At 51.7% G+C, this 22,393-nt stretch carries 18 protein-coding genes; 4 read left to right on the forward strand and 14 right to left on the reverse strand.

Annotated features, from left to right (window positions below; all coding sequences use genetic code 11):
- Nucleotides 1-18: 18 nt before the first annotated feature.
- The 10 genes from E2566_RS17780 to acnB form a co-directional block, all read right to left on the reverse strand.
- Nucleotides 19-1,005: a ribokinase gene (locus E2566_RS17780; protein WP_107168024.1), complete on the reverse strand. Its 987-nt coding sequence runs from the start codon at nucleotides 1,003-1,005 to the stop codon at nucleotides 19-21.
- The gene (gene alsK, locus E2566_RS17785) at nucleotides 1,002-1,895 is read right to left on the reverse strand and encodes an allose kinase (protein ID WP_107168023.1); all 894 of its coding nucleotides are present in this window, start codon (nucleotides 1,893-1,895) and stop codon (nucleotides 1,002-1,004) included. The genes E2566_RS17780 and alsK overlap by 4 nt, the downstream gene beginning before the upstream one ends.
- The gene (gene alsE, locus E2566_RS17790) at nucleotides 1,892-2,584 is read right to left on the reverse strand and encodes a D-allulose 6-phosphate 3-epimerase (protein WP_107168022.1); all 693 of its coding nucleotides are present in this window, start codon (nucleotides 2,582-2,584) and stop codon (nucleotides 1,892-1,894) included. Before alsE ends, alsK begins: the two co-directional genes overlap by 4 nt.
- Entirely contained in the window at nucleotides 2,584-3,630 is a 1,047-nt protein-coding gene (locus E2566_RS17795; protein ID WP_107168021.1) for an ABC transporter permease, read from the reverse strand. Before E2566_RS17795 ends, alsE begins: the two co-directional genes overlap by 1 nt.
- 17 nt (nucleotides 3,631-3,647) lie before the next feature.
- On the reverse strand, nucleotides 3,648-4,637 hold the full coding sequence (locus E2566_RS17800) for an ABC transporter permease (RefSeq protein ID WP_107168020.1): 990 nt from the start codon (nucleotides 4,635-4,637) through the stop codon (nucleotides 3,648-3,650).
- Nucleotides 4,630-6,150, reverse strand: a complete 1,521-nt coding sequence (locus E2566_RS17805; RefSeq protein ID WP_107168019.1) for a sugar ABC transporter ATP-binding protein — start codon at nucleotides 6,148-6,150, stop codon at nucleotides 4,630-4,632. Before E2566_RS17805 ends, E2566_RS17800 begins: the two co-directional genes overlap by 8 nt.
- A 4-nt stretch (nucleotides 6,151-6,154) precedes the next feature.
- A complete protein-coding gene (locus tag E2566_RS17810) occupies nucleotides 6,155-7,138 on the reverse strand; it encodes a substrate-binding domain-containing protein (protein WP_107168018.1) in 984 nt (327 codons plus the stop codon).
- A 24-nt stretch (nucleotides 7,139-7,162) separates the two neighbouring features.
- Nucleotides 7,163-7,993, reverse strand: a complete 831-nt coding sequence (locus tag E2566_RS17815) for a DeoR/GlpR family DNA-binding transcription regulator (protein ID WP_107168017.1) — start codon at nucleotides 7,991-7,993, stop codon at nucleotides 7,163-7,165.
- A gap of 558 nt (nucleotides 7,994-8,551) precedes the next feature.
- Nucleotides 8,552-8,911, reverse strand: a complete 360-nt coding sequence (gene yacL / locus E2566_RS17820) for a protein YacL (RefSeq protein WP_025919395.1) — start codon at nucleotides 8,909-8,911, stop codon at nucleotides 8,552-8,554.
- A gap of 204 nt (nucleotides 8,912-9,115) precedes the next feature.
- The gene (acnB, locus tag E2566_RS17825) at nucleotides 9,116-11,713 is read right to left on the reverse strand and encodes a bifunctional aconitate hydratase 2/2-methylisocitrate dehydratase (RefSeq protein ID WP_107168015.1); all 2,598 of its coding nucleotides are present in this window, start codon (nucleotides 11,711-11,713) and stop codon (nucleotides 9,116-9,118) included.
- Nucleotides 11,714-12,156: 443 nt separating this feature from the next.
- On the opposite strand from acnB, the gene E2566_RS17830 reads away from it, so the two are divergent.
- Together E2566_RS17830 and E2566_RS17835 are read left to right on the forward strand one after the other, a co-directional pair.
- A complete protein-coding gene (locus E2566_RS17830; protein ID WP_107168111.1) occupies nucleotides 12,157-12,663 on the forward strand; it encodes a DUF3060 domain-containing protein in 507 nt (168 codons plus the stop codon).
- Between the two features lie 116 nt (nucleotides 12,664-12,779).
- Nucleotides 12,780-13,091 carry an ArsR/SmtB family transcription factor gene (locus E2566_RS17835; protein ID WP_107168014.1) on the forward strand — a complete coding sequence of 104 codons (312 nt, stop codon included), beginning with the start codon at nucleotides 12,780-12,782 and terminating at the stop codon, nucleotides 13,089-13,091.
- 106 nt (nucleotides 13,092-13,197) lie between these two features.
- Here the strand turns inward: E2566_RS17835 and E2566_RS17840 are convergent, their stop codons facing one another.
- Nucleotides 13,198-15,498, reverse strand: a complete 2,301-nt coding sequence (locus tag E2566_RS17840; RefSeq protein ID WP_107168013.1) for a TonB-dependent siderophore receptor — start codon at nucleotides 15,496-15,498, stop codon at nucleotides 13,198-13,200.
- 427 nt (nucleotides 15,499-15,925) lie between these two features.
- On the opposite strand from E2566_RS17840, the gene E2566_RS17845 reads away from it, so the two are divergent.
- Both E2566_RS17845 and E2566_RS17850 read left to right on the forward strand, forming a co-directional pair.
- Nucleotides 15,926-16,909, forward strand: coding sequence for a helix-turn-helix transcriptional regulator (locus E2566_RS17845; RefSeq protein ID WP_107168012.1), 984 nt, complete (start codon nucleotides 15,926-15,928; stop codon nucleotides 16,907-16,909).
- Between the two features lie 109 nt (nucleotides 16,910-17,018).
- The gene (locus E2566_RS17850) at nucleotides 17,019-18,347 is read left to right on the forward strand and encodes an MmgE/PrpD family protein (RefSeq protein WP_107168011.1); all 1,329 of its coding nucleotides are present in this window, start codon (nucleotides 17,019-17,021) and stop codon (nucleotides 18,345-18,347) included.
- Nucleotides 18,348-18,485: 138 nt separating this feature from the next.
- Here E2566_RS17850 and E2566_RS17855 read toward each other — a convergent pair whose 3' ends face one another.
- The 3 genes from E2566_RS17855 to E2566_RS17865 form a co-directional block, all read right to left on the reverse strand.
- Nucleotides 18,486-20,192 (reverse strand): hypothetical protein, encoded by a 1,707-nt coding sequence (locus E2566_RS17855; RefSeq protein WP_107168010.1) that lies wholly within the window; start codon nucleotides 20,190-20,192, stop codon nucleotides 18,486-18,488.
- Nucleotides 20,193-20,305: 113 nt separating this feature from the next.
- Nucleotides 20,306-21,484 carry a dienelactone hydrolase family protein gene (locus tag E2566_RS17860; protein ID WP_107168110.1) on the reverse strand — a complete coding sequence of 393 codons (1,179 nt, stop codon included), beginning with the start codon at nucleotides 21,482-21,484 and terminating at the stop codon, nucleotides 20,306-20,308.
- Between the two features lie 166 nt (nucleotides 21,485-21,650).
- Nucleotides 21,651-22,274, reverse strand: a complete 624-nt coding sequence (locus E2566_RS17865; protein ID WP_107168009.1) for a hypothetical protein — start codon at nucleotides 22,272-22,274, stop codon at nucleotides 21,651-21,653.
- Between the last annotated feature and the right edge of the window lie 119 nt (nucleotides 22,275-22,393).

Genomic DNA, 22,393 nt, shown 5'->3' on the forward strand with positions numbered 1-22,393 from the left:
AGCAGACGCTGACTTTCCCTAATCGGCCTGCTGGTCGGTCTCCACCATTCGACCAGCAGTTCCCACATCATGCAACCGCTCTGCATGCTGCTGCATCCGTTCCAGCGCTTCTTCATAACGCGGCATCGCGTGCGCAGCACCTTCGCGCTCAACGCAAAGTGAGGCATAGGCGGAGGAAAAGAGCGCCGCCTGTTCCAGGGTGTCGCCCGCCGCCAGCCTCGCGGCCAACGCCCCATTAAACGCATCGCCCGCGCCCGTGGTGTCCTTGGGTTGCGTAGGAAACGCAGGGATATGCGCCTGAGTCTCACCGGTGGATAAAAACGCGCCCTGCATGCCGAGCGTGATCACCAGTTGTCGCACCCCTTTTTGATGCAGCACCGCTGCGGCACGCTGGGCGCTATCGATATCGGTGACTGAAATGCCCGTCAACAGCGTTGCTTCGGTGCTATTCGGCGTCAGCAGATCGATCTTACTGAGCAAAGCGTCGCTCACTTTCTGCCAGGGAGCAGGATTCATAATGATGAAGGTATTCGCCGCCTGTGCGCTATCCACAATGCGCTGAATCGCACTCAGATTATTTTCTAACTGAATCAATAAAATATCCGCCGCGGCGACCGTCGGCTGGCAGCGCGCGATCTCCGCCGCCGTCACCATCAAATTGGCACCAGGATAAACGGAGATCATATTTTCCGCATCATTGCCGGCCACATAGATCAGCGCATTCCCCGTCGGTTTTTCCTTACAGGTAAACAGCGTAATGGCATCAAAGCCGGTCTTTTCGAGATGACGCCGAGCAAACAGGCCAAAGTCATCATTACCAATTTTGCCGATGTAATGTACGCGCGCGCCCGCACGCAACGCCGCCGTCGCCTGATTCGCTCCTTTTCCGCCCGGCCCCATCATGCTGCGATGAGCAATCAGCGACTCTCCCGGCTGCGGAAAACGGGACATGCCCGCCACAATATCCAGATTGAACGAGCCAAATACGCAAACCTTGCCTTTCATGCCTTTCTCCCGAATTGACGCTCCGCTGCCAGACAAGCCCCGCGACAGCCGGTATAGTCTGTCGCCTCACTGAACACCATGTTTAGCTTCTCTCGTGTCATTGGCGGGCGTAAATGCTGCCAAATCCCGTCGCGTAGCGCCGCATGCGGAAAATCGACCATCGACAGCACGCCGCCGCCAAGAACCAGATAGTCGGGATCGAAAATATTCATTTCCATCGCAACGACCTTCGCCAGTCGATCGATAAACGCCTGTAAATCCGGGTGCGTTCCCCAGCGCGTAAACAGTGACGACATGGCTGAGTCCCCCTGCTGGATTGCCCAGTTTTTCAACCAGTGCCCCGACGTCAGGGTTTCCACACAGCCAAGGTTACCGCAGGGGCAAGGCTGTTGATTATCCGGCCAGGGTATATGCCCCAGCTCACCCGCACCGCCGTGCTCACCGTGATAAAAACGGCCATTGAGCCACAGGCTATTGCCAATCCCTGTACCAAGGTAAATACCAATTGCCGTGTCCGGCAGCGTTTTCAACTGCATTAAATCCCACAGCATCAGATGGTTGACGTCTTTATCCATCGCCACGGGGATACCCAGACGTTCGCTGATCTTCTGGGCAACTGGCTGACCATCCAACGCCGGAATAAACGGCAGCGACAGCACAGATTGGCGGTCGCGGCTCAAAATCCCCGGCAGCCCCAGCATCACGCCATTCACCGTCTGCGGTTCCAGCGTCTGCGCGATCACCTCCGTCAAGGCGGCCAGCGCATCAGGCTGCTGTGCCCAGCTCTCCGTTGCTATCTTGCGAAACCCCGACCACTGGTGCTGTGCATCCATCAGCATTAACCGTGTACTGGTGCCGCCAATATCGATCCCCAGCCAGCATTCGGTCATGCCGACTCCTGTATCAGGCGCTGAGCCTGCGCGATGTGTCCCGTCATGGTTTCCCATGATTCTGCCAGATCGTCATGCAGGTTGAAGAGGCCCGATGTCCCCACAATCAGGACTTCCGCCCCCGCCGCCAGAAGCGTACTGTAGGTTTTCTGATTACAAGAACCATCGATCTCGATCAGGTAAGAATAGTCATGCTGCTGTTTTAACGCTTTCAGCTTCCCAATCTTTTGCAGCATTTCTGGGATGAACGGCTGACCGGCATAGCCTGGGTCGACCGTCATCACCGTAATCTTATCCAAGAGATGTATATAGTGCTGGATAAATTCGACTGGCGTTGCAGGGTTAAGCACCACCCCCACTTTTTTGCCTAGTGCGCGGATCTGATTGATCACGCGAAACGCATCTCGATTAATGGTTTCAGCGTGAGGGCAAATGTAGTCTGCCCCCGCCTTCGCAATCGCATCGATAAAATCCGTAGGCGTTTCCACCATCAGATGTACATCTATCACCAGCGGCGTATGTGGCCGAATCTGTTCAATGAAGAACGGTGACAGCGTGATATTTTTCACGTAATGCCCGTCCATGATATCGACATGTAAAAAATCCGCACGCGAGTTTAAGACCGCCAACTGCTGCTTGATCTCCATCAGATTCATGCACATCAGCGAGGGAGAAATTTTAGTACGCATCAGACTTCCTTTTTTTCAGTTAAATGATCGGTGCGGGCGCGTAAGGCACTAAGGCGCACCGCACGGTAATCGGAGTAGCGAGCTTTAAAGAATTTCAGCGCCAGAACGACAATCAACACGGCTCCCCACATCGCCAGACTGAAGTGCTGGCTGATATTCATCAGGTTAAAGCCCGTGGAGAGGATCTGGAGCACGATGAGCGACAGCACCACACCGGTCACCCGACCAAATCCACCGTTCGGATCGGTGCCGCCAAGAATGATCGCCAACACCGTGAGCAGCAGGTAAGAATCGCCGTATCCCATGCGGGCCGAGTTAAAACGCGCCATCATCACCAGCCCGGCCAACACGCACATCAGGCTGGAAATGACGTACACCAGCATCAGCATTCGGTGCGTATTGATGCCGCTGAACCAGGTAGCATTAATGTTGCTGCCGCCCATATAAATGCACTTTCCTGCCCGCGTTTTGCCGAGGAATAGAGCCAGTGCGCCAGCGGCGGCCATAAACAACCAGAGCGGCAACGGAATGCCAAGCCACGTGCCGGACCCTAGCGTGCGCAAGACATCCGGCATTCCACTAACGGCCGCGCCTTTGGTTAACCAGATGCCGATTCCGTTAACCGTCATCATGCTCGCCAGCGTCACCAGAATGGGGTGCGCCCCCACCTTCGTGACCATAAAGCCCGTTAACGCACCAATCACCACGGCAATAACCGATGCGCCTAGCAGACCAACTCCTAGCCACAGCAGTTGCATCGCCGTTCCTGCCCCTTCAGGCAGAAAGTGCAGCAACACCCAAGCGATAAACAGGCTGGTCAGGTTCGCCGTCGCAATAATGCACAGGTTGAGTCCACCGCTGAGAATGGCAATAAACATACCCAGCGTCAGCAGCCCCAGTTCGGGAAGCTGAAACGCCATACTCATGAACGTCGAGGTGGTAAAAAAACGGCCGGGCAGCATCACGCTAAACAGTGCACAACACAGTGCGATGAGGAACAATAGCCCTACGTCAGCGCCGCTCGGTTTGAAGATGTGTCGTTTCATCAGGACCCTCCGGTCGGTCACACAAAGCTGACGTCGGTTTCTTTGCGTTTTTTGTAATGTGTGACGGCGATGGCCAGCATAATCACCACGCCGATAACGATATTCATGAAGTAACTCGACACACCGATCAGATTCAGGCCGTTTTTCAAGATGGCAATGAGAAAGACCCCCATCAGCGTCCCCAGAACCGTCCCTTTACCGCCCATCAGGCTGGCACCGCCGAGTACGGTAGCGGCCAGCACGTCGAGTTCACCGCCCACGAGCGCATTGGGCACCACCTCGCCCATACGATAGGTCTGCACTAATCCACCTATCGCGGCCATTGCCCCTAAATAGCCATAGGCGAAGAGATGGATTAGCCCCACCCGAATACCAATGCGGCGAGCGGATTCCTGATCGCCACCAACCGCATAGAGTTGACGCCCCAGATGCGTTTTATTCAGGAGAACCCAGGTCAGCCCGGTAATCACCAGCAGCGTGACCAGCGGTAGCCCCACCTGAAAAGGCAGGCCGCCCAGCGTGAACGGCAAGACTTGCCGTAGCGTGACCCACCATTCGGGCAGCGTGTAAAGGCTACGCCCGTCGGTCAACCACATCAGGAGGCCGAACAGCAGCGACTGCATACTGATCGTGATAATGATCGAGACGATTCTCAGCGAATAGATCAGCACCGCGTTGACCATGCCAAACACGATGCCGCAGGCAATCGCCAGCACAATGCTGAGCGCGGCGTTATCAAATTGAAACTGAATGAACAGCGTGGCGATCAGGTACTGCACGACCGACGCCACCGCAGCAAACGAAATATCGATCCCCCCGGTCACCAGCACCACGAACAACCCCAGCGCGAAGATCCCTGTCACCGCATAGCTTTCCGCCAGATCGAGCAGATTTTGCATCGACAAAAATTGATCGCTGGTCAGTGAGAAAAATACGATAGCGACAAGCAGCACCCAGGCCAGCCATCCTTGGCTACTCTTAGGTTTGAAAAAGGAGAAATCAGGCATTGATCACCTCGGCAAGTTGCTGTTGTTCCAGCTGTTCTGGCTGATACTCCGCATGAATAGCACCATTGCGAAAGTGTAAAATCCGGTCGCAGTTGTAATACACTTCCGGCACCTCGTCAGAGATCAGAATGATGGCAAGCCCTTCCTGCGCAAGTTGGTGGATCAACGCGTAAATACTGGCTTTCGCCCCCACATCTACCCCCACCGTGGGCGAATCCAGAATGAGGATTTTCGGCTGAGTCAGCACCCATTTCGCCAGCACGATTTTCTGTTGATTACCCCCAGACAAGGTAGAAATCGCCTGCTGCGGATCGGCCATCCGCACCCCTAGCTGCTCGATCCAGCTCATGATCAGTTTATTTTTACGATACTCATCAATCAGGTGGAATCGGTTGCGAAGCTGATCGAGGATGGTCAACACCATGTTGTCTGCAACCGACTGCTGCTGCACTAGCCCCAGCGTTAGACGATCCTCAGAAACGTAGCCAATACCCGCCTTAATCGCGTCTTCGTGGTTACGGAAGGTCACCGGCTTACTATCCAGCCAGATTTTTCCGCTGTCGGGACGCGTCATACCGAATAAAGAAAGCGCCAGTTCTGTTCGCCCGGAGCCCAACAGCCCACACAGCCCCAGCACTTCCCCCTCGCGCAGAGTGAAATTGATATCGTGGTACTGACCTGCACGGGTCAGACCAGCCACCTCCAGTAGCGTACGATCTGGATTTAGCGTTGGCGTTTTACGCTGATAATCCAGCGTTAACCCCGTCATCAGTTCAGTCAGACGATGACCATCCATCTCGCTGGCAGGCCAGGTTCCAATCTTCCGCCCGTCACGGATTACAGTGACGCGATCGGAGATCTCCAGCACCTCATCCAGACGGTGGCTGACAAACACCACACAGATACGTTTCTCTTTCAGGTAACGCACGGTACGTAGCAGTTGGTTCACTTCAGTCCGCGTCAACGATGCCGTCGGTTCATCCATGATCACCAGTCGGGCATCCGCGACTAGCGCGCGACAGATGGCAACCTGCTGGCGCTGGGCGATGGATAGCGCCGACACCTTTTCATCCAGATCCAGATCAAAATTCAGTTCACCAATGACTCGCTGCGCCGTTTCTCTCAGCGTTCCTGCGCGATACCAGCCAAGCAACCCCTTCAGGTTGTGTTCAAACGCGATGTTTTCCGCCACGCTGAGATTGGGAAACAGCGACAGATCCTGATAGATCACCTGAATCCCAAATTCGCGTGCCTGCTTAGGCGTCAGGCGGGGAAATTGCACTTCCGCCGCCGTCTCACCGTTAAAGAGCGAAATCTGGCTACCGGCATCCGGCGCGTACACGCCGGAAATCACCTTTATCAACGTACTTTTGCCGCAGCCATTAGTACCAGCAAGGCAGTGAACCTCCCCGACAGCCAATGACAGATCGACCTCGTGCAATGCGCGGTTGCCGCCAAACGTCTTGGAGACAGAGCCGAGCGCAATCAACGTCTGTGGTTCGGTCAGCGTCATTGGTCTACAGCCCCATTTCGATCAGTTTTGGCAGATTGGCTTTATCAAGGCTTTCGGTATTGTTGCCAAGAATGGTACGCGCCTGTACATCCACATTGACCTTACCCAATCCCTCAATCGTCATACCGTCTGTAATCGGCTGATTCTTCTGCATCATGTCGGCCAACCGAACAAACACCTCGCCCGCCGTTTTCGGGTTCCAGATATAGCCGCCTTTGATGGCACCCCGGTTTACCAACGTGGCACCTTGTCCAGGGCTAAACGCACCAATCACGCAGATCTGATCGGTTTTATTACGGTTCATCACCGCACGTCCTGCTCCAATTGGCCCTTGTGAACCAAAGGCCATGATGCCTTTAAGATCGGGGTATTTAGACATCAGCTCGTTACTGGTACGGATAGACCCATCCAGCGATTCACCGACGCCAAACTTATCGGTTACCAACTGCATTTTTGGATAGTGTGTTTTTTGATATTCCAGCGCGGCATCGGTCCATTCCTGATGTAAAGGCACCGTCAGGCTCCCTACATACATGGCGTATTTGCCTTCCTCTTTCATGCAGGCAGCCAAGGCTTTCATATGGTTAATACCGTGGGTCGGCGCATCCACCAGCTCAAAGTCCCAGTCTGCATATTTCTGCCCAGGAGATTCATGCACCAGAACCTTAATGCCCGCCTCTTGTGCACGTTTAAGAACCGGTTCCAGCACTTTCGGGTCATTCGGTACGACGCCAATGATGTCCACTTTCTGTGCGATTAAGTCTTCAATGGCACGAACCTGTAGAGCGGGGTCAGCCGCAGTAGGGCCAACCTGCCAGGCATCAATACCGAGTTTGGCCGCTTCGCTTTTAATGCCCGCTTCCATTGCATTAAACCAGGGAATACCACCAATTTTGACGACGACGCCCATACGTAATTTCTCGGCGGCATCGGCGTGGGCTGAACTCAATAAGGCAAAGAGGGTACAGGCGAGGAATGTTTTTTTCATAATCTCTCCAGGGTGATGATCTTGTTAGTTATTAATTAACTGCATGGACTGGGGACGTTGCGAACAATCAATAATATTGACGCCGTTCCAGGCCAATTCCTGTGTTAGATCTTTGTCGTCCATTTTGTCGGTAATAAGAAAATCCACATCACGGTAATGGCAAATACGTGCAAAAGAAGGATGCAAAAATTTACTCGCATCCATCAGCAAATATTTCCTTTCTGAAGCCAATAACATCTGCTGTTTCAGGTGTGCTTTATTTTCATTTCCTTCACGTAAATAACCATCATTACCCAAACTGCTACAGGAAAAGAAAATTTTATTAATCAAAAACTCTTTTAACGGCTGTTCTGCCACTACACCATTAAAATCTTCATCACGATCGGAATATTCTCCACCCAGACAGATTGTGCGAATATTCCCTTTCGGTGCCAACGTCTGTACCGTTCGTAGTGAATTAGTGATTACCGTTAATTCTATATCGGGTAATTGTCGAGCGAGAAACCAGCATGTGGTACTACTGTCGAGTAATAAGCAGTCTCCCACACTAATAAAATCCAGCGCACGTTTAGCTATCTGCATTTTTTGCGAAATATTTTCATTCGTGCGCTGGTGAAAGGTTAATTCATACTCATTATTTTTATTTATATTATTTATTATATTTCCCTGGTGCTTTTGCGCTAATACTGCACCGCCGTGACTCCGCAATAACATACCTTTCTTTTCTAAACTGGCTAAATCACGGCGAATCGTTTCCTGAGAAACCTGTAACAAACTCACTAATTCTGCCACCAGCACGCGGCTATTCAGGGTTAATATTTCCATTATCCGCCGCTGACGTTCAATCGGTAGCATGATGACCTCCTGTGTTAATAAAGTAATGGATAGAGGGATCGAAAAATGTGCACTGCGCGAGAGTAACAAGGGGTAAAATTGGCAGTTTCAATTAAGTGATATGAATCAAATAAAAATGAAAACAGATAAAAACAACCATTAACTATTGTGATTAACTTCACATTTAATGCCGTTATACGCCATTTTTTTTACCGACATCCGAATCAAGAAAAAATAGCGACAGCGCACCACAATGACCGAATATGACCGAGTTTGTGTATTTGACCGTTTCATCTTGTTTCAGTTCTGTTAACAAATTATTTTCCAATCTCAGTTTTCTCACCGGAGAAAGCGGTACGTGCAGGAGGCCAGGAAAGGGGAACATGAGATCGCGGAACTTAATCATTGGTAATAAGACAGGAAAGCGTGCCTGCCAGTCACCCCGACAGAATGTGTCGCTTTATAAGCAGGGGGGAAAACACCACTCGTCTGGCGGGTGGTGTTATAAACGTTCGATTTATCAATAATACCGTCTTACAAAAACGATCATGTGACCAAACGATCTCGTAGCTAAAACCATCAATGCAGGACAAACTCGCGGTACTTTTCCACCAGCGTCAAAAAGTCATCCAAGCCGCATAGCGACAGGCTCTCTTCGTCGTAATAACTCATGCCTTCTTCCAGCTCATCCGTGGTGAAAGACAGCTGATTCGCCTGCACCATCACTTCTTCTTCATCCAGCAACAGCGTGTATTCGTGACCCACGCGCCGCCACTGCCGTTCGCTGCCAGCAACAGAACGCGCCGCTTCTTCAACGTCAGTTAATACCGTTAGCTGGCCTTTCACTTCTTCATTGAACCAATGCCCGATCGCCTCATGTCCCATCGACATACGAACGATGACCTGGCCCGTCACATCCCGCAAAAATTCATAGTCCATGATGCCATCCTCACTGTGATGTTTCTTCTGTTCAGTTTAGTCGCCTATACACCCTACCGTCGTGACGCACCTTCACCTTTGATGTTGCTAGATGCACAATGCCGCAGCCAACGGCCAGCGAACAGGCAACGTGAAGTATGAAAACAGGCAGAAAAAAAGGAGGCACAAGGCCTCCTTCGGTGTAGAGATGCGAACTATAGCGAGTTAGACCGTCGTCTGGAAGATCACACCATCTGCTTTCTCGGTATATTGACCTAACTGGTCAAAATTCAGATAGCGATAGGTGTCCTGCGCGGTTTTATCCACCTGCGACATGTAGGTCTGATACTCTTCTGACGTCGGCAAGCGACCCAGCAGGGAAGCAACCGCAGCCAGTTCAGCAGAGGCCAGATACACGTTGGCACCGGTTCCCAAACGGTTCGGGAAGTTACGGGTCGAGGTAGAAACCACGGTAGAACCGTCAGCCACACGCGCCTGGTTACCCATACACAGCGAACAACCAGGGATCTCAATACGCGCCCCGCTCTTACCAAACACGCTGTAGTAACCTTCTTCTGTCAGCTGCGCGGCATCCATTTTGGTCGGCGGCGCAACCCACAGGCGGGTCGGCAACTGGCCTTTGTGACTATCCAGCAGTTTACCTGCCGCACGGAAGTGTCCGATGTTGGTCATACAGGAACCGATAAAGACTTCATCGATCTTCTCGCCCTGCACGTCAGACAGCCAGCGCGCATCATCTGGATCGTTCGGCGCACACAGGATCGGCTCTTTGATGTCAGCCAGATCGATGTCGATCACCGCCGCATACTCAGCATCGGCATCCGCTTCCAGCAGTTGTGGATCGGCCAGCCATTTTTCCATGCCCTGAATACGGCGCTCCAGCGTACGGCGATCGCCGTAACCTTCAGAGATCATCCACTTCAGCAGCACGATGTTAGAGTTCAGATACTCTATGATCGGCGCTTTATCCAGCTTGATCGTACAACCAGCCGCAGAACGTTCCGCGGAGGCATCGGTCAATTCAAACGCCTGCTCGACTTTCAGATCCGGCAGACCTTCGATTTCCAGAATACGGCCAGAGAAGATGTTCTTCTTCCCTTTCTTCTCAACGGTCAGCAGGCCTTGCTTGATGGCATACAGAGGGATGGCGTGAACCAGATCGCGCAGAGTAATGCCCGGCTGCATTTTGCCTTTGAAGCGCACCAGAACGGATTCCGGCATATCCAGCGGCATCACGCCCGTCGCGGCAGCAAACGCCACCAGACCGGAGCCCGCAGGGAAAGAAATACCGATTGGGAAACGAGTATGGGAGTCACCACCCGTACCGACGGTATCCGGCAGCAACATACGGTTCAGCCAGGAGTGGATAACACCATCGCCCGGACGCAGCGATACGCCACCACGGTTCATGATGAAATCAGGCAGCGTGTGGTGCGTGGTCACGTCAACCGGCTTCGGATAGGCGGCAGTGTGACAGAACGACTGCATCACCAGATCGGCGGAGAAACCGAGACAAGCCAAATCTTTCAGCTCATCACGAGTCATCGGCCCAGTGGTATCCTGTGAACCCACAGAGGTCATTTTCGGCTCGCAGTATTCGTCAGGACGAATGCCCGCGACACCACAGGCACGACCCACCATTTTCTGCGCCAGTGAGAAGCCTTTTTTGCTGGCTTCAACCGCTTTGGAAATACGGAAAACATCGCTGTGCGGCAAGCCCAGTGACTCACGCGCTTTAGACGTCAGCCCACGTCCGATGATCAGCGGGATACGCCCCCCCGCGCGCACTTCATCCAGCAGTACATCGGTTTTCAGCGCAAACGTTGCCAGTACTTCATTGGTATCATGACGGCGTACTTCACCTTCATACGGATAGATGTCAATCACATCACCCATATTCAGATCGTTAACGTCGACTTCGATCGGCAACGCACCTGCATCTTCCATGGTGTTGAAGAAGATTGGCGCAATCTTGCCGCCCAGCACCACACCACCACCACGCTTGTTTGGAACATGAGGAATGTCTTCACCCATGAACCACAGCACAGAGTTGGTCGCCGATTTACGCGACGATCCTGTACCGACAACGTCACCGACGTACGCCAGCGGGAAGCCTTTCTTGTTCAGTTCTTCGATCTGTTTGATCGGGCCTACTGCACCAGGCTGATCGGGATCAATACCTTCACGGGCGTTTTTCAGCATCGCCAACGCGTGCAGCGGAATATCAGGGCGCGACCAGGCATCAGGTGCCGGAGACAGGTCATCAGTATTAGTTTCACCAGTGACTTTAAAGACGGTAACGGTAATTTTTTCCGCCAGTTTCGGGCGGGACAGGAACCACTCGGCATCAGCCCAGGATTGAATGACTTTCTTGGCGTGCGCATTGCCTGCTTTCGCTTTTTCTTCCACATCATAGAAGTTATCAAACATCAGCAGCGTGTGGGACAACGCTTCAGCGGCAATCGGAGCCAGCTTGTCGCTATCCAACGCATCAATCAGCGGATGGATGTTATAACCACCCTGCATGGTACCCAGCAGCTCGATCGCTTTTTCCTGGCTAACCAAGGGGGAAGTGGCTTCGCCTTTCGCGACAGCAGCCAAAAAACCGGCCTTCACATAGGCGGCTTCATCAACACCGGGGGGGACACGGTTAATCAGCAGATCAAGCAATGCTTCTTCTTCGCCTGCCGGGGGATTCTTGAGTGACTCAACCAGCGCGGCCATCTGCGTGGCATCTAACGGTTTAGGAACAATCCCCTGCGCAGCCCGCTCGGCTACGTGCTTACGATATTCTTCTAGCACGACGTTCTCCTCGCTCTCATTGTCTTCATTATGCCGGCGCTCTTGTTCCCAATTGTGGTGTCCATGCCTGGGTGTCAGCGTGTGGATGTAAGGTAGTAGAGTGTCCGGTCCAGCCTCGTCAGCATATCAGGATTTGAATTGATTGTTAATTCGTTCACATAATAGCAACATTAATTTTTATTCAACTGCGCTATGTGCCAAATATCACTATCGCTGAAAAATACCGACATCAGCAGAATAGCATGTCCCTGACGGCGCACACTAACTATGCTGATTTAACCATAAAATATCTGGGCTTTTAACAACATAACGTGATTAAGCATCGTCTAAAAACGCCGCGATAATCAGAATGTTCGCAATAGAGTCTGAATAAGTGTTAACAGATGATAGGAGCTCCCACGGCAACGATGCCGGATTGCTTCATTGATAATAGGAAGGACGCCATGAGGGTGAAACGGTATCTACGCGTGGTTTCTGCCACACTTTTGGCGTTAAGCGCATCGGTCTATGCCGCCCCTATCGAATTGGCGGGTCTCGCTTTAACGCGCGATATTCCTTGTAATGGCAATGATGTCACTATTTCGGGCAATGGCAACCGCATCGTGCTGACAGGGAAATGTGCCAATATCTACATCAATGGTTCCGAGCACAATGTCACATTTGATACCGCCACATCCCTTACCGTGACTGGCTCCGAGATAGCCGTTACAGGCCAGTCAACCGGTGACCTGACCGTCGCCGCATATAAGAACGCTATTCACACTCATATCATTACTGAAGATAAGCCAGTAAAGGTGACGGTGACGGGTACGGAACATCATCTCGATTTGGATTTTAACGGACCTGCGGTTGTCTCTTTCAATGGCATTAGTAACCACCTCACATGGGGCGGAACAGAACCCCGACTCTCCTCTAGCGGTGCCAATAACGTCATCAAACAAAAACCCTAGCGTGCATTTTTTCTCTGATGTTATCAGTCAAGTCGGGGGAGGAATGCGGCAATGATATGGTAAACTCAATACATTAGGCATCACTAAATTAGCCAGTAACGCAGGGTGGAGTGAAGATGACGTTGAGCAATTCAGATCGGGAATTCATGCAGGACGGCGCGGTAAAAGCCGCGGCGCTACTGCGCGCGATTGGCAACGAAAACCGGCTGCTGGTGCTGTGCCTGCTTATCGAACACGGTGAAATGTCAGTGGGTGCGCTGCTTGAGCATATCCCTCTTAGCCAGTCCGCTCTCTCGCAACATCTGGCGAAAATGCGTGAGGAAGGGTTGATTAGCTATCGTCGTGAATCTCAAACGCTGTACTACCGCATCGAGAATCATGACGTGGAGAAAATCGTCGCCACCTTAAAAGCCCTTTTCTGCCCCTGATAACAGCAACGGCACGCAAGGTGACGACCAGTGATGGCACGCTATAAAAAACGCCACGGCACAATGGCACCGTGGCGCTCGCGATTCAGTATGACGGAGATAAAACTTAGAACGACGTCTTCACGCTAACAAAGAAGGTGCGTCCCGGTTCGTTATAGGTTGCTGCACCGGCACCCGCAATGGTGACAACGTTATTGTTCACCACATCCTGCGCATTACCAGCACGGAACAGACGTTTATCAAACAGGTTCTCTACGCCACCCGTCACGCTCAGGTTCTTGTTAAACGTATAGGTACTGCTTAACCCGAACAGTGCATAGGGGCTTAACTCATTGGTTGCGCTACCGGTGACGCGCTCACCCTTGTAGTTATACATCTTCGGTTTTTGACGACCATACCAGGTTACATCGGCCAAGAAGGAGAGTTTCTCCGTCGCCTGCCAGTCCACGGATGAGTTCAGAGTAAACTCCGGGGTAATCGACAAGTAATCGCCCGTGGTTTTATTCTTCGACTCCAGCATCCAGGTCAGGTTATTACGCCAGTTGATGGTCTCCGTAACAGGAACGGTCAGGTTACCTTCCAGCCCTTGAATAACGGCCTTAGGTACATTGCCCCACTGGAAAATATTGGCGTTGTTGCGACCCGTATTATTTCCACCTACAGCATTACCAATAACATTGTTGCCTGATTCAATCTTGTTACGATAATCGTTATGGAAGTAGGTGACGCCCGCGATCAACCCATCGCGGTGAAACTCCAGACCAATCTCTTTATTCAGGCTGGTTTCCGCTTTCAGATCTTCATTGCCAATCAGGTAGCAAGGAGTACCGCCGGAACAGCCCTGACCACGACTATAGAGGATATAGTTCTCATTCGTTTGGTACAGGTTCGGTGCTTTATAAGCGCGGGCGATGCCTAACTTCAGCGTATAGTCGTCGCCCAGCTCCTGCGCCAGATTGAGCGACGGGCTCCAGTTGGTTCCCGCGGTGCTGTGATGATCGACACGCAGTGCAGGCGTCAGCATGGTGCTGTCCGTCAATTGGACGTTATCTTCCACAAAGGCAGAAGCCAGACGGGCGGAAGATCGCTCGCTACGACCACGGCTACTTAACGAACCGATACTCCCTGCTTCATCCGTATCCTGCGCATTTGAAACTGGGTCCTTCATCTTCTGTTCGTTCCACTCAACCCCAAACGTGAGTACCTGATCGACCCAGACATTCAGAGGAATATTCACTTCGTTGTGCGCAGTGAAGTTATCCAGTTTTATCGTGCCATATTGGTTTGGATTGGCCGTATCAAAAATCCCTTCTAAACCGCCAGACAGTCCCTCAAGGATACGGGTATTGTGCGTACGTTCGTATTGCAGATACGACGTAGAGCTAACGCCGCTGTCCCAATAGCCGCGATGCGTGACCGCAAAATTCTGGCGGTACATGCGGTTGGTTTCCTTGCCATAATTGCTGACGACAAGCGGGTTAGTGTTGGTATTTTGCGAATCGCCCGCATAGATATTGCCTTGACGGCTGGAACCAGCCTCAAACTCCAGCGACTGCTGCTGCGTCATATCCCAACGCAGGAGGCCGTTGATATCCTTGTTGCGTACCCCTTCACGCCCGGAAGGCAGTGAAGCTGACTGATTGCCCGCACGCGCGGACTGATGCCCTTGGTTAATATCACGTGCATCAGCCTCGGTTTTATTCACATTACCAAACAGGCGGAAGCTCAGACTATCGGTCAGGCCGCCCATCAGGCTGAAATCGGTACGCTTAGTTGCACCTTCCGAGCTATGTTCCGGCGCGTTCAGATAAGTATTCCAGGTACCGTGCCATTCTTGCGTCGGCTGTTTGGTGATGATGTTGACCACACCGCCTGCGGCACCGTTACCATAGCGCGCTGCCGCAGGACCGCGCAGCACTTCAATGCGCTCAACCATGTCGGCAGGTACCCAGTTGGTATCGCCGCGGGTATCACGCTCACCGCGCCAGCCGTAACGTACCGCCGTACGGCTTGACACTGGCTTACCATCCACCAGAATCAGCGTGTTTTCCGGCCCCATGCCGCGGATATCGATCTGACGATTGTTGCCACGCTGGCCGCTAGTTGAGTTACCGGACAGATTAACGCCTGGCATGGTGCGAATCAGTTCTGACAGATCGTTAGCGGGCGGACGTTTGCTGATATCCTCAGCCGTGATTACCGACACACCCGGAGCCTGACGCGTTTGCTCCGCAGCCGTCACCACCATCGTATCGCCCGATGGACTATTTTCGGCCTGATTCTGCACCTGAGAGGCAGGTTCTGTTGAAGGAATGGTCGAGGTCTGCGCCGCACTCAGAAACGACGTCATCCCGCAGCTAACGCCAATGAGCGTCGCCAGATAACGGCGCGATTGTGGTAGTTTCATCAAAATTATCCTGCCCTGTAAGAAATGAATAAGTAGCCTGAAAAAGGATCAACATCGCAGCCGGTACAGCGACACCTAATGACAATCAGCAACAGTGCTGAATAACGGCGGAGATAAAACGCGCAGACGTACGGTTATCAGGAGAGAAGCGTCATGCAAACGGGGGCATCACGTCGCATTGTTATGAAATACTGTTTGTCATCAATCAGCCCTCTTTCTCCGCATTGCCGGAAATGGAAAATGCATTTATCGTGCAATGTGACCTCCTCAACGAAAAATGCTATTGAGAAGTATTTGCATTACCATTTTGGCGCGGTCATTGTTACATTTGTCATTCAGGACGGGGTTTGCTCTAGCAGCAAAATGTTTTGCCAAAGCATCAAAATGGAAGGCGCAGGTCGAAGGGTTTAATCAGGTAGGTAATCACGTGCGCAGCTTCACTCAGTCATCAAAGCCGATCTATAAAGATCACATCGTTCAGCAATCGAGTCTGGTCGCGAATAATTACCGTTTTATCGGCCCTCGGCTGATCGATAACACAGCCGTGTTATTCGGTTCGTTCACCGTCGTGCAGCTCAATCCGCATCTGATCCTACATACCGCTGATGTGATTAATCGTCACAACATGAAAACCCAAAACCTGCTGGATGGCGCGATCAAGCTCGCCATCGTAGTGAGCGGAAATGCGCATATTTCATTTTCCCATCAGGAACTGCATCTGGGAGAGAGCCAGCCAGCCTCGCTGATTTCGCTGACGGAACCAACGATGTTTACCCGCATCGGCAAGCGTGATGAATATGAACGAACCATTACGCTGACGTTCGACAGAGAATGGCTGTACGGCAATATGATGGACACCGTCGGTGACTGGCAGGCCATCCACGATTTCACGCAGACCCATCTTGCAACACACTTATGGACACCGTCCCGACAGGCGCTGGCGATTGCTTTACAAACGCTGGATGCTAAACCTTGCCAAACGCCGCTCCAGCGCCTTTATCTGGAAACGCAGTGCATGAGCCTGATTATCGAGGCGTTTACGTCACTAACCGCCAGCGTGGCGCAAGAGAAAAACAGCGGTGTCACCCTGCGCGGCTACCATCGTATTCAACAAATCAGAGATATGCTGGAAAGCGGCAGCGCTGACCATCTTTCGATGAGCGAAATCGCCAAAAGCGTCAACATGAGTGAAAGCACGCTACAACGCCATTTTCGTCAGACGTTCAATATGAGCGTTTTTGAATACCTGCGTAACTGTCGCTTGCAGCGCGCCATGCTGGCTTTGCAGAAGGACGGTATCGGTATCGCTCAGGCAGCCAGCATTGCTGGCTACAACAGTCCCGCTAACTTTGCCACCGCGCTGCGACGTGCATTCGGGATTACGCCAGGGCAGCTAAAAGACCGCTTCTGATCTCCACCATTAATAACCAAATGGAATTTATTATTCTGTTTGGTTATTAATCGCTCTTCAGCGATGCACAGTAAATTAGTGTTTTATCTGCCAGCACACATGACTACCCATGACCAATCAGACTGATATCACCGCAACGCTTGCCCACCACATCATCCATAGCGAACCCAATCGGGAAGCGATTGATGCCGCCCGTGAAGGGGTGACTGACTTCATCTCTACCGCGCTCCCGATCGCACAGGGTGCGATTGTTGATAGCGGGCTCGCGCCGTTAAAGCAGGTATTCAGCGGTGCGGACAGCCTGACGCGTAGCCTGATTTTGGGTTACTCCGGTCACGTACTGGACTTTGACGATTATCATCCGGCGTTTCGCGGCCACCCCAGCACCGTCATTCTACCTGCGCTATTTGCTCTTGCCGCGGAGGATGCATCCGTTACAGAAGAGGCGTTTTTGACAGCCTATGTGATCGGCGTAGAAGCCGCTGGCAGAATCGGGCTGGCATGCGGCCCGCGTCATTACAGCCTCGGCTATCACAACACGGCTACGCTCGGCGCTATCGCCGCTGCGGCGGCGGCGGCACGTCTGGCTGGAGCCTCGGTGGAGCAAACGCAAACTATTCTTGGCCTGGCCGCTACACAGGCCGCAGGGCTACGGGCGCAGTTTGGTTCCGCGGTCAAACCGCTACATGCAGGGCTTTCTGCCAGAGCGGGATTAACCGCCGTCAAGCTGGGGTTAGCGGGCTTCGAGGGCAACCCACAACGGGTAATTGATGCCTTTCTTGCCGCGCATGGCGATCAAAAACAGCAACCAGCGCTGCTGGTGGAAAACTGGGGAGCCCCGTGGCGCATGCTTTCTCCCGGTCTGGAGTTCAAGCGCTACCCAACCTGTGGCGGAACCCACAGCGCCGCCGAGGCTGCGTTTGCGTTGCGGGAACGGTGGCATGAGCAAAATGGGGCGGATGCCGATCTGGCTGACGCCATCGAGCATATCACGGTGACCTTCCCGCCGGGCGGTGACGTTGCTCCTTTCATCCGTAACGCGACCAACGGCGTAGAGGCACGCTTCAGTCTGGAATATGTCATTGCGGCCGCGCTGATTGAAGGGGAACTGAAGCTGGCGCATTTTTCGGAAGCACCGGTTGAAACCACGATCGCCGCGCTAGCGAGTCGAGTCATACGCCGCGCCGATGAAACCGCGCCACCTGATGAGCTTGACCCAGAGGCACGTTTTCATGAGGTTACCCTGCATTTGCGTAACGGCAGCATGCTGATCCAGCGTACCACACGTCAGGAAACCTCAGCACGTCCCACCGATCTGCGCGCCAAACTGCGGCAAACCATCGGTTCTCTGGCACATCTCGACAGCAGCCAGATCGCCGATCGTTGCGCATTACGGCAGGACGGCGATCTACGCTATTTGCTTGGGCTGTTATTTTAACAATGCTGGTTTTAACAAGATAATGTTTTAACAAGATGCGGTTTTAACGGGATACGAAGCGCTGTCGATAGCCATCATTATCGACAGCGCTATTCCCCACAATACCATTACCGACAACCACCACGCCGTCAGCTCCGATTAGTCTTTCTGATGGGAAATCAATTTTCCTTTTTCATCAAAGACCATCACACCCGGTACTCTGGAATAATTCCCTTCCCCCTCTGATTTATAACGGGTCGCCAAGATATGGGGTGAGTTGTATTTAAACTCAAAATAGCCATCAGCAGGGCTAGCAATAATCAAATTGCCCACGCTGTCGATGAGACCTTCTTTCACATTGAAATAACGATCGCCAAGGTTAGATCCGAAAAGTGGCGCACGCTCATACTTAGATAGATTTTTTCCTTCCTGCTCAGAAATCATGGGGAAATGTGTCATATCAAGCTGCCGTAATACATGCAGAAACATTAACCGTTCCAGCGGTGTTCCTGAATCCTTCGGCACCAAGAATTGCAATATGAGCCCATTTCCGACATGAGCGTCATATTCATAGCCGGCAAACGCGCTATCACCATAAATAAAGACGTCATCCACCTGTTTACCTTCAGGAACAATTTCCTTAGTTTCAGCCATAAGTTCAGGGATTGACTGGGGAGAGACCTGAAAATAAATGTCATACATAAAGACTTCTGACGGGAATCTTATCCGTATACGTTTCATTCCCCGATCGATAAAACGTTCGGGCTTTTCCAGATTTTTATTTATGTCCTTCCATATCTGCTGATGCATTTCTGCGATATTAAATGTATCAGCAATCTTTACACCATACTTCGCTTCCAGCGCCTGTGGAGATAATGCCAGATCGTACATCGACAGTGCCTGCTTGCCACGATAGCGTTCATCCATCGTACGCAGTACGGCAAATGCCTTGGCTAGCGATTCGGTGTCTTCAGCATTCGCTAACCCAATAAAATAGCGCTGCTTAGCCTCATCATATTGAAAATAGACCGCTTCCAATGTGCCCTGTCGATTATCGTATGCCGCGCCGTTTTCCGACTGGAACAACACGCCCTTTTGCCCTTCCAGCCACGATGCGAGATTAAAATCCTCTTTTGCCGCGCTCACGGTAAACAGGTCAAAGTCAGTTTTATTCTGCTTATCCCGATAGGAATAGATCTGCGTGTCTTTATTTTCCCGGTCGATAAGCAGGCGTCCCATCCTGCGAATATAAGTCCCGTGCTCCCACAAACTCAGCTTGTCGAACATGGCAAACGGCAGCTTAATCGTAAAGTCGTCTTCAGGATAAAAAGGGATACCAGGGAAATCGTCCATCGGCGTGCGGTTAAATATTTCTTTCTCTTCAAGAAGCCACGCCTGATAGGCTTTTTTGCTATCGTCAAAACGCTGCTGGATTTTGAGTAAATCGGGGGACTGCGTTTCCGTCTTTTTCAAGACCATGATGATTTCACAGTAATAAAACCCGCAGGCAGCGCTTTTATCCGATACGAACTGAACCGTATTTTTCCCGGTAATTTTTAGCGTATGCCACGAACCGTTTACCTGTACTCGGTTCTCTTTTATGTCCTCGGTATGTTCGCCATCCACACTGTAGTAACTCACCTGAGTTGGTGTCAGGTTAAAATAGATGTCGTTTTTAATGTGTTTAAGACTTTGCGTAATATGTTCCTGAAGATCATCTCTGTTTTTATTAGCTTCAGGATTTTTACTGTTATCAAACACAACGCGAACGTCCTCAACCAGATATTTCCCCTCGCTAAGTGTTTCTTCGCCATTACAACCCGACAGCCATAGCACCATCATGATAATGCCCAGATATTTCTTCATCACCTCATCCCTGTAAAATTAAAAAGCCCCTGAATGCTACAGCACGCAGAGGCGAATAATGCATCAGTAAGCTGATGTTATCAAAAAACATATTACAATTCAGGCACTGACGGCTAGGGTTTCAGCCATTGTTCCAGAAAGCTAAAAACTTCTTCTTGCTGTTCCTGATAGAAAACATGCCCTAACTCAGGCCAGATCTTGGTTTGCAACTTGTTGTCCGCCCGTTGGGATTGCCACACTTCATGCATTTTGGCATAAGCATCTTCGACCGATTTCGTCGGGAACAGTTTGTCTTTGCCGCCGTTAAATAACAGCATCGGTTTTGGCGCGGCGACACTCGCCACATCGGGGAAATCAAAGCGTGTCGGTTGCCCCGGATGCAACATATAGAATGCTGACTGGCCTCTCAACACGTTATTGCCCGGCGTCATCAGACCGTCGTACGTACCAATCCAAGACACCGCTGCCGTTGCCGCTACCTTGTCGGATAGCGCAGCGAGCTGCCAGGCACGATAGGCCCCCATCGAAAAGCCAACGACACCAATACGTTGCTTATCGACCTGCTCAAGCGATGCCAGAAAATCCGTCGCCCGCATATCTTCGTAGGCCATCAGACCCGCGAGCGAGCGTCCCAGATTAAAGAAATTACTCGCCAGCGCCTGCTGCTGTTCATATTTGATCGGCCCACGCGATCCCCAACCTAACGCATCTACGGCCAGCACCACATAGCCTCGCTTCGCCAGCTCATCGCCGACAAAGCGCCCCGTGAAGAACTTATCGGCCCACGCCTGTGCGGAAGCAAGCTGTTCGTCATTGCCCCATGGCTTGATCATCTTCTCTTTGCCGATATCAAACTTCGCGCCGTGATCGTGCAGCAGGATGACCGCAGGATGCGGCCCCGCGCTTTTTGGCGTCAGGAGCAACGCGTCTACGCGGCTTTCATCGGTGAGATTAAAAGCGACCTTTTCTGCCGTGTAGCTGCCACGATCCTGTTTTTCAATCGCCTGCGGCGCAAAGTCTTTGGTGGAATCCGGTGTCAGAAGCAGCGAACGCAGCGTTTTTCTCGACTGGGATTGCCACTGACTAAAATCCGTAAAGTTTCCAGATAGCCAGGAATCAGAGTAGGTCATCTGCTGCTTAAGCTGCGGATAAAATGAAGGCAGACCTTCATCCGTCACCGCCTGATCCGCCGCTATTTGAGGAGAAGGGTTCATATCGTTCGCCATCAGTGAAGGGCTGGCTAGCAACGCCGCCAATAACCAGACAGAGGAGCGTAAGGTATTCAGATTCATCATAACCTCAAAAACAAAACATCGTTTCTTTTTTGAGGTTTGATTGTAATTGACGCGGCTAAAAATAAACGGACGGAGCGCGCATTCTGCGAAGCGCCCGGCAAAAAAATCCGGCACCTTACGGTGCCGGATTATGATTCATCGTAGCAGTAGGCGCAAAATGACATCAGGTTACGGATTCACCTCGTTTACGTTCAGCCACCAGCACAACCCCTTTTCGCGATTCATTCGGAGCAAGGCTCCAGATATCGCTTTCGGGAATACTACGGCCATCATATCGGATTCGTTCTCCGTCATACGGCCAAAACGCACGCTGTTCTGAGTCGAATACAAATACCTGAATACCCACTTCTTTACGCGCCATACGTGCCCACAACGCTTTCCCACCTGGGAATTGAACGTTATCACTCACCAGCACAATGCCGTCATTAATGAGCGCCTTATACATGGCGCTCGCGACATTGGCGTTTCGTTCACGTTTAGTGACAATCACACCTTCAACCTGAGCAAGACTGTCACCTACCAGTTGCAGATTTTCGTAATAACCGATAACCGCCAAAATAGTTTCGGTTTCATCATTGCTGTGACGAGATTTTAGGTCAATCTTTGCGACGACAACATGCCGTAAATCTCCGTTAACGTCATCAGGTTCTCCGTATATAGCAACGGCATGATGCCGCTCGTTATGGATATAAATATCCACCGCGCGACCGTTCACACTCGTTTCGCCAATTTTCCGATATTCCCGCGCCATAGTGGCGGGACTATATGACATTGGAAGAATCGCCATATCAAAACTCCCGCTATCGTTGAGTACTGGTGACATTGTAAGCATAGCCTGTTGCTCGTCGTTGGTGACTATCATACCAAACATCATGCACATTTTAGCCAATTTACGCCGTGGCGCTC

It is taken from the genome of Pectobacterium punjabense (assembly GCF_012427845.1).
Lineage (GTDB): Bacteria > Pseudomonadota > Gammaproteobacteria > Enterobacterales > Enterobacteriaceae > Pectobacterium > Pectobacterium punjabense.

Bases quoted from the DNA above. Each gene is read 5' to 3' on its own strand.
- E2566_RS17850 (WP_107168011.1), top strand. From the start codon at position 17,019: ATGACCAATCAGACTGATATCACCGCAACGCTTGCCCACCACATCATC.
- E2566_RS17830 (WP_107168111.1), top strand. From the start codon at position 12,157: ATGAGGGTGAAACGGTATCTACGCGTGGTTTCTGCCACACTTTTGGCG.
- E2566_RS17860 (WP_107168110.1), bottom strand. From the start codon at position 21,484: ATGAATCTGAATACCTTACGCTCCTCTGTCTGGTTATTGGCGGCGTTG.
- E2566_RS17805 (WP_107168019.1), bottom strand. From the start codon at position 6,150: ATGACGCTGACCGAACCACAGACGTTGATTGCGCTCGGCTCTGTCTCC.
- yacL (WP_025919395.1), bottom strand. From the start codon at position 8,911: ATGGACTATGAATTTTTGCGGGATGTGACGGGCCAGGTCATCGTTCGT.
- E2566_RS17840 (WP_107168013.1), bottom strand. From the start codon at position 15,498: ATGAAACTACCACAATCGCGCCGTTATCTGGCGACGCTCATTGGCGTT.
- E2566_RS17800 (WP_107168020.1), bottom strand. From the start codon at position 4,637: ATGCCTGATTTCTCCTTTTTCAAACCTAAGAGTAGCCAAGGATGGCTG.
- E2566_RS17810 (WP_107168018.1), bottom strand. From the start codon at position 7,138: ATGAAAAAAACATTCCTCGCCTGTACCCTCTTTGCCTTATTGAGTTCA.
- E2566_RS17865 (WP_107168009.1), bottom strand. From the start codon at position 22,274: ATGGCGATTCTTCCAATGTCATATAGTCCCGCCACTATGGCGCGGGAA.
- E2566_RS17780 (WP_107168024.1), bottom strand. From the start codon at position 1,005: ATGAAAGGCAAGGTTTGCGTATTTGGCTCGTTCAATCTGGATATTGTG.
- E2566_RS17835 (WP_107168014.1), top strand. From the start codon at position 12,780: ATGACGTTGAGCAATTCAGATCGGGAATTCATGCAGGACGGCGCGGTA.
- alsE (WP_107168022.1), bottom strand. From the start codon at position 2,584: ATGCGTACTAAAATTTCTCCCTCGCTGATGTGCATGAATCTGATGGAG.
- alsK (WP_107168023.1), bottom strand. From the start codon at position 1,895: ATGACCGAATGCTGGCTGGGGATCGATATTGGCGGCACCAGTACACGG.
- E2566_RS17795 (WP_107168021.1), bottom strand. From the start codon at position 3,630: ATGAAACGACACATCTTCAAACCGAGCGGCGCTGACGTAGGGCTATTG.
- E2566_RS17855 (WP_107168010.1), bottom strand. From the start codon at position 20,192: ATGAAGAAATATCTGGGCATTATCATGATGGTGCTATGGCTGTCGGGT.
- E2566_RS17815 (WP_107168017.1), bottom strand. From the start codon at position 7,993: ATGCTACCGATTGAACGTCAGCGGCGGATAATGGAAATATTAACCCTG.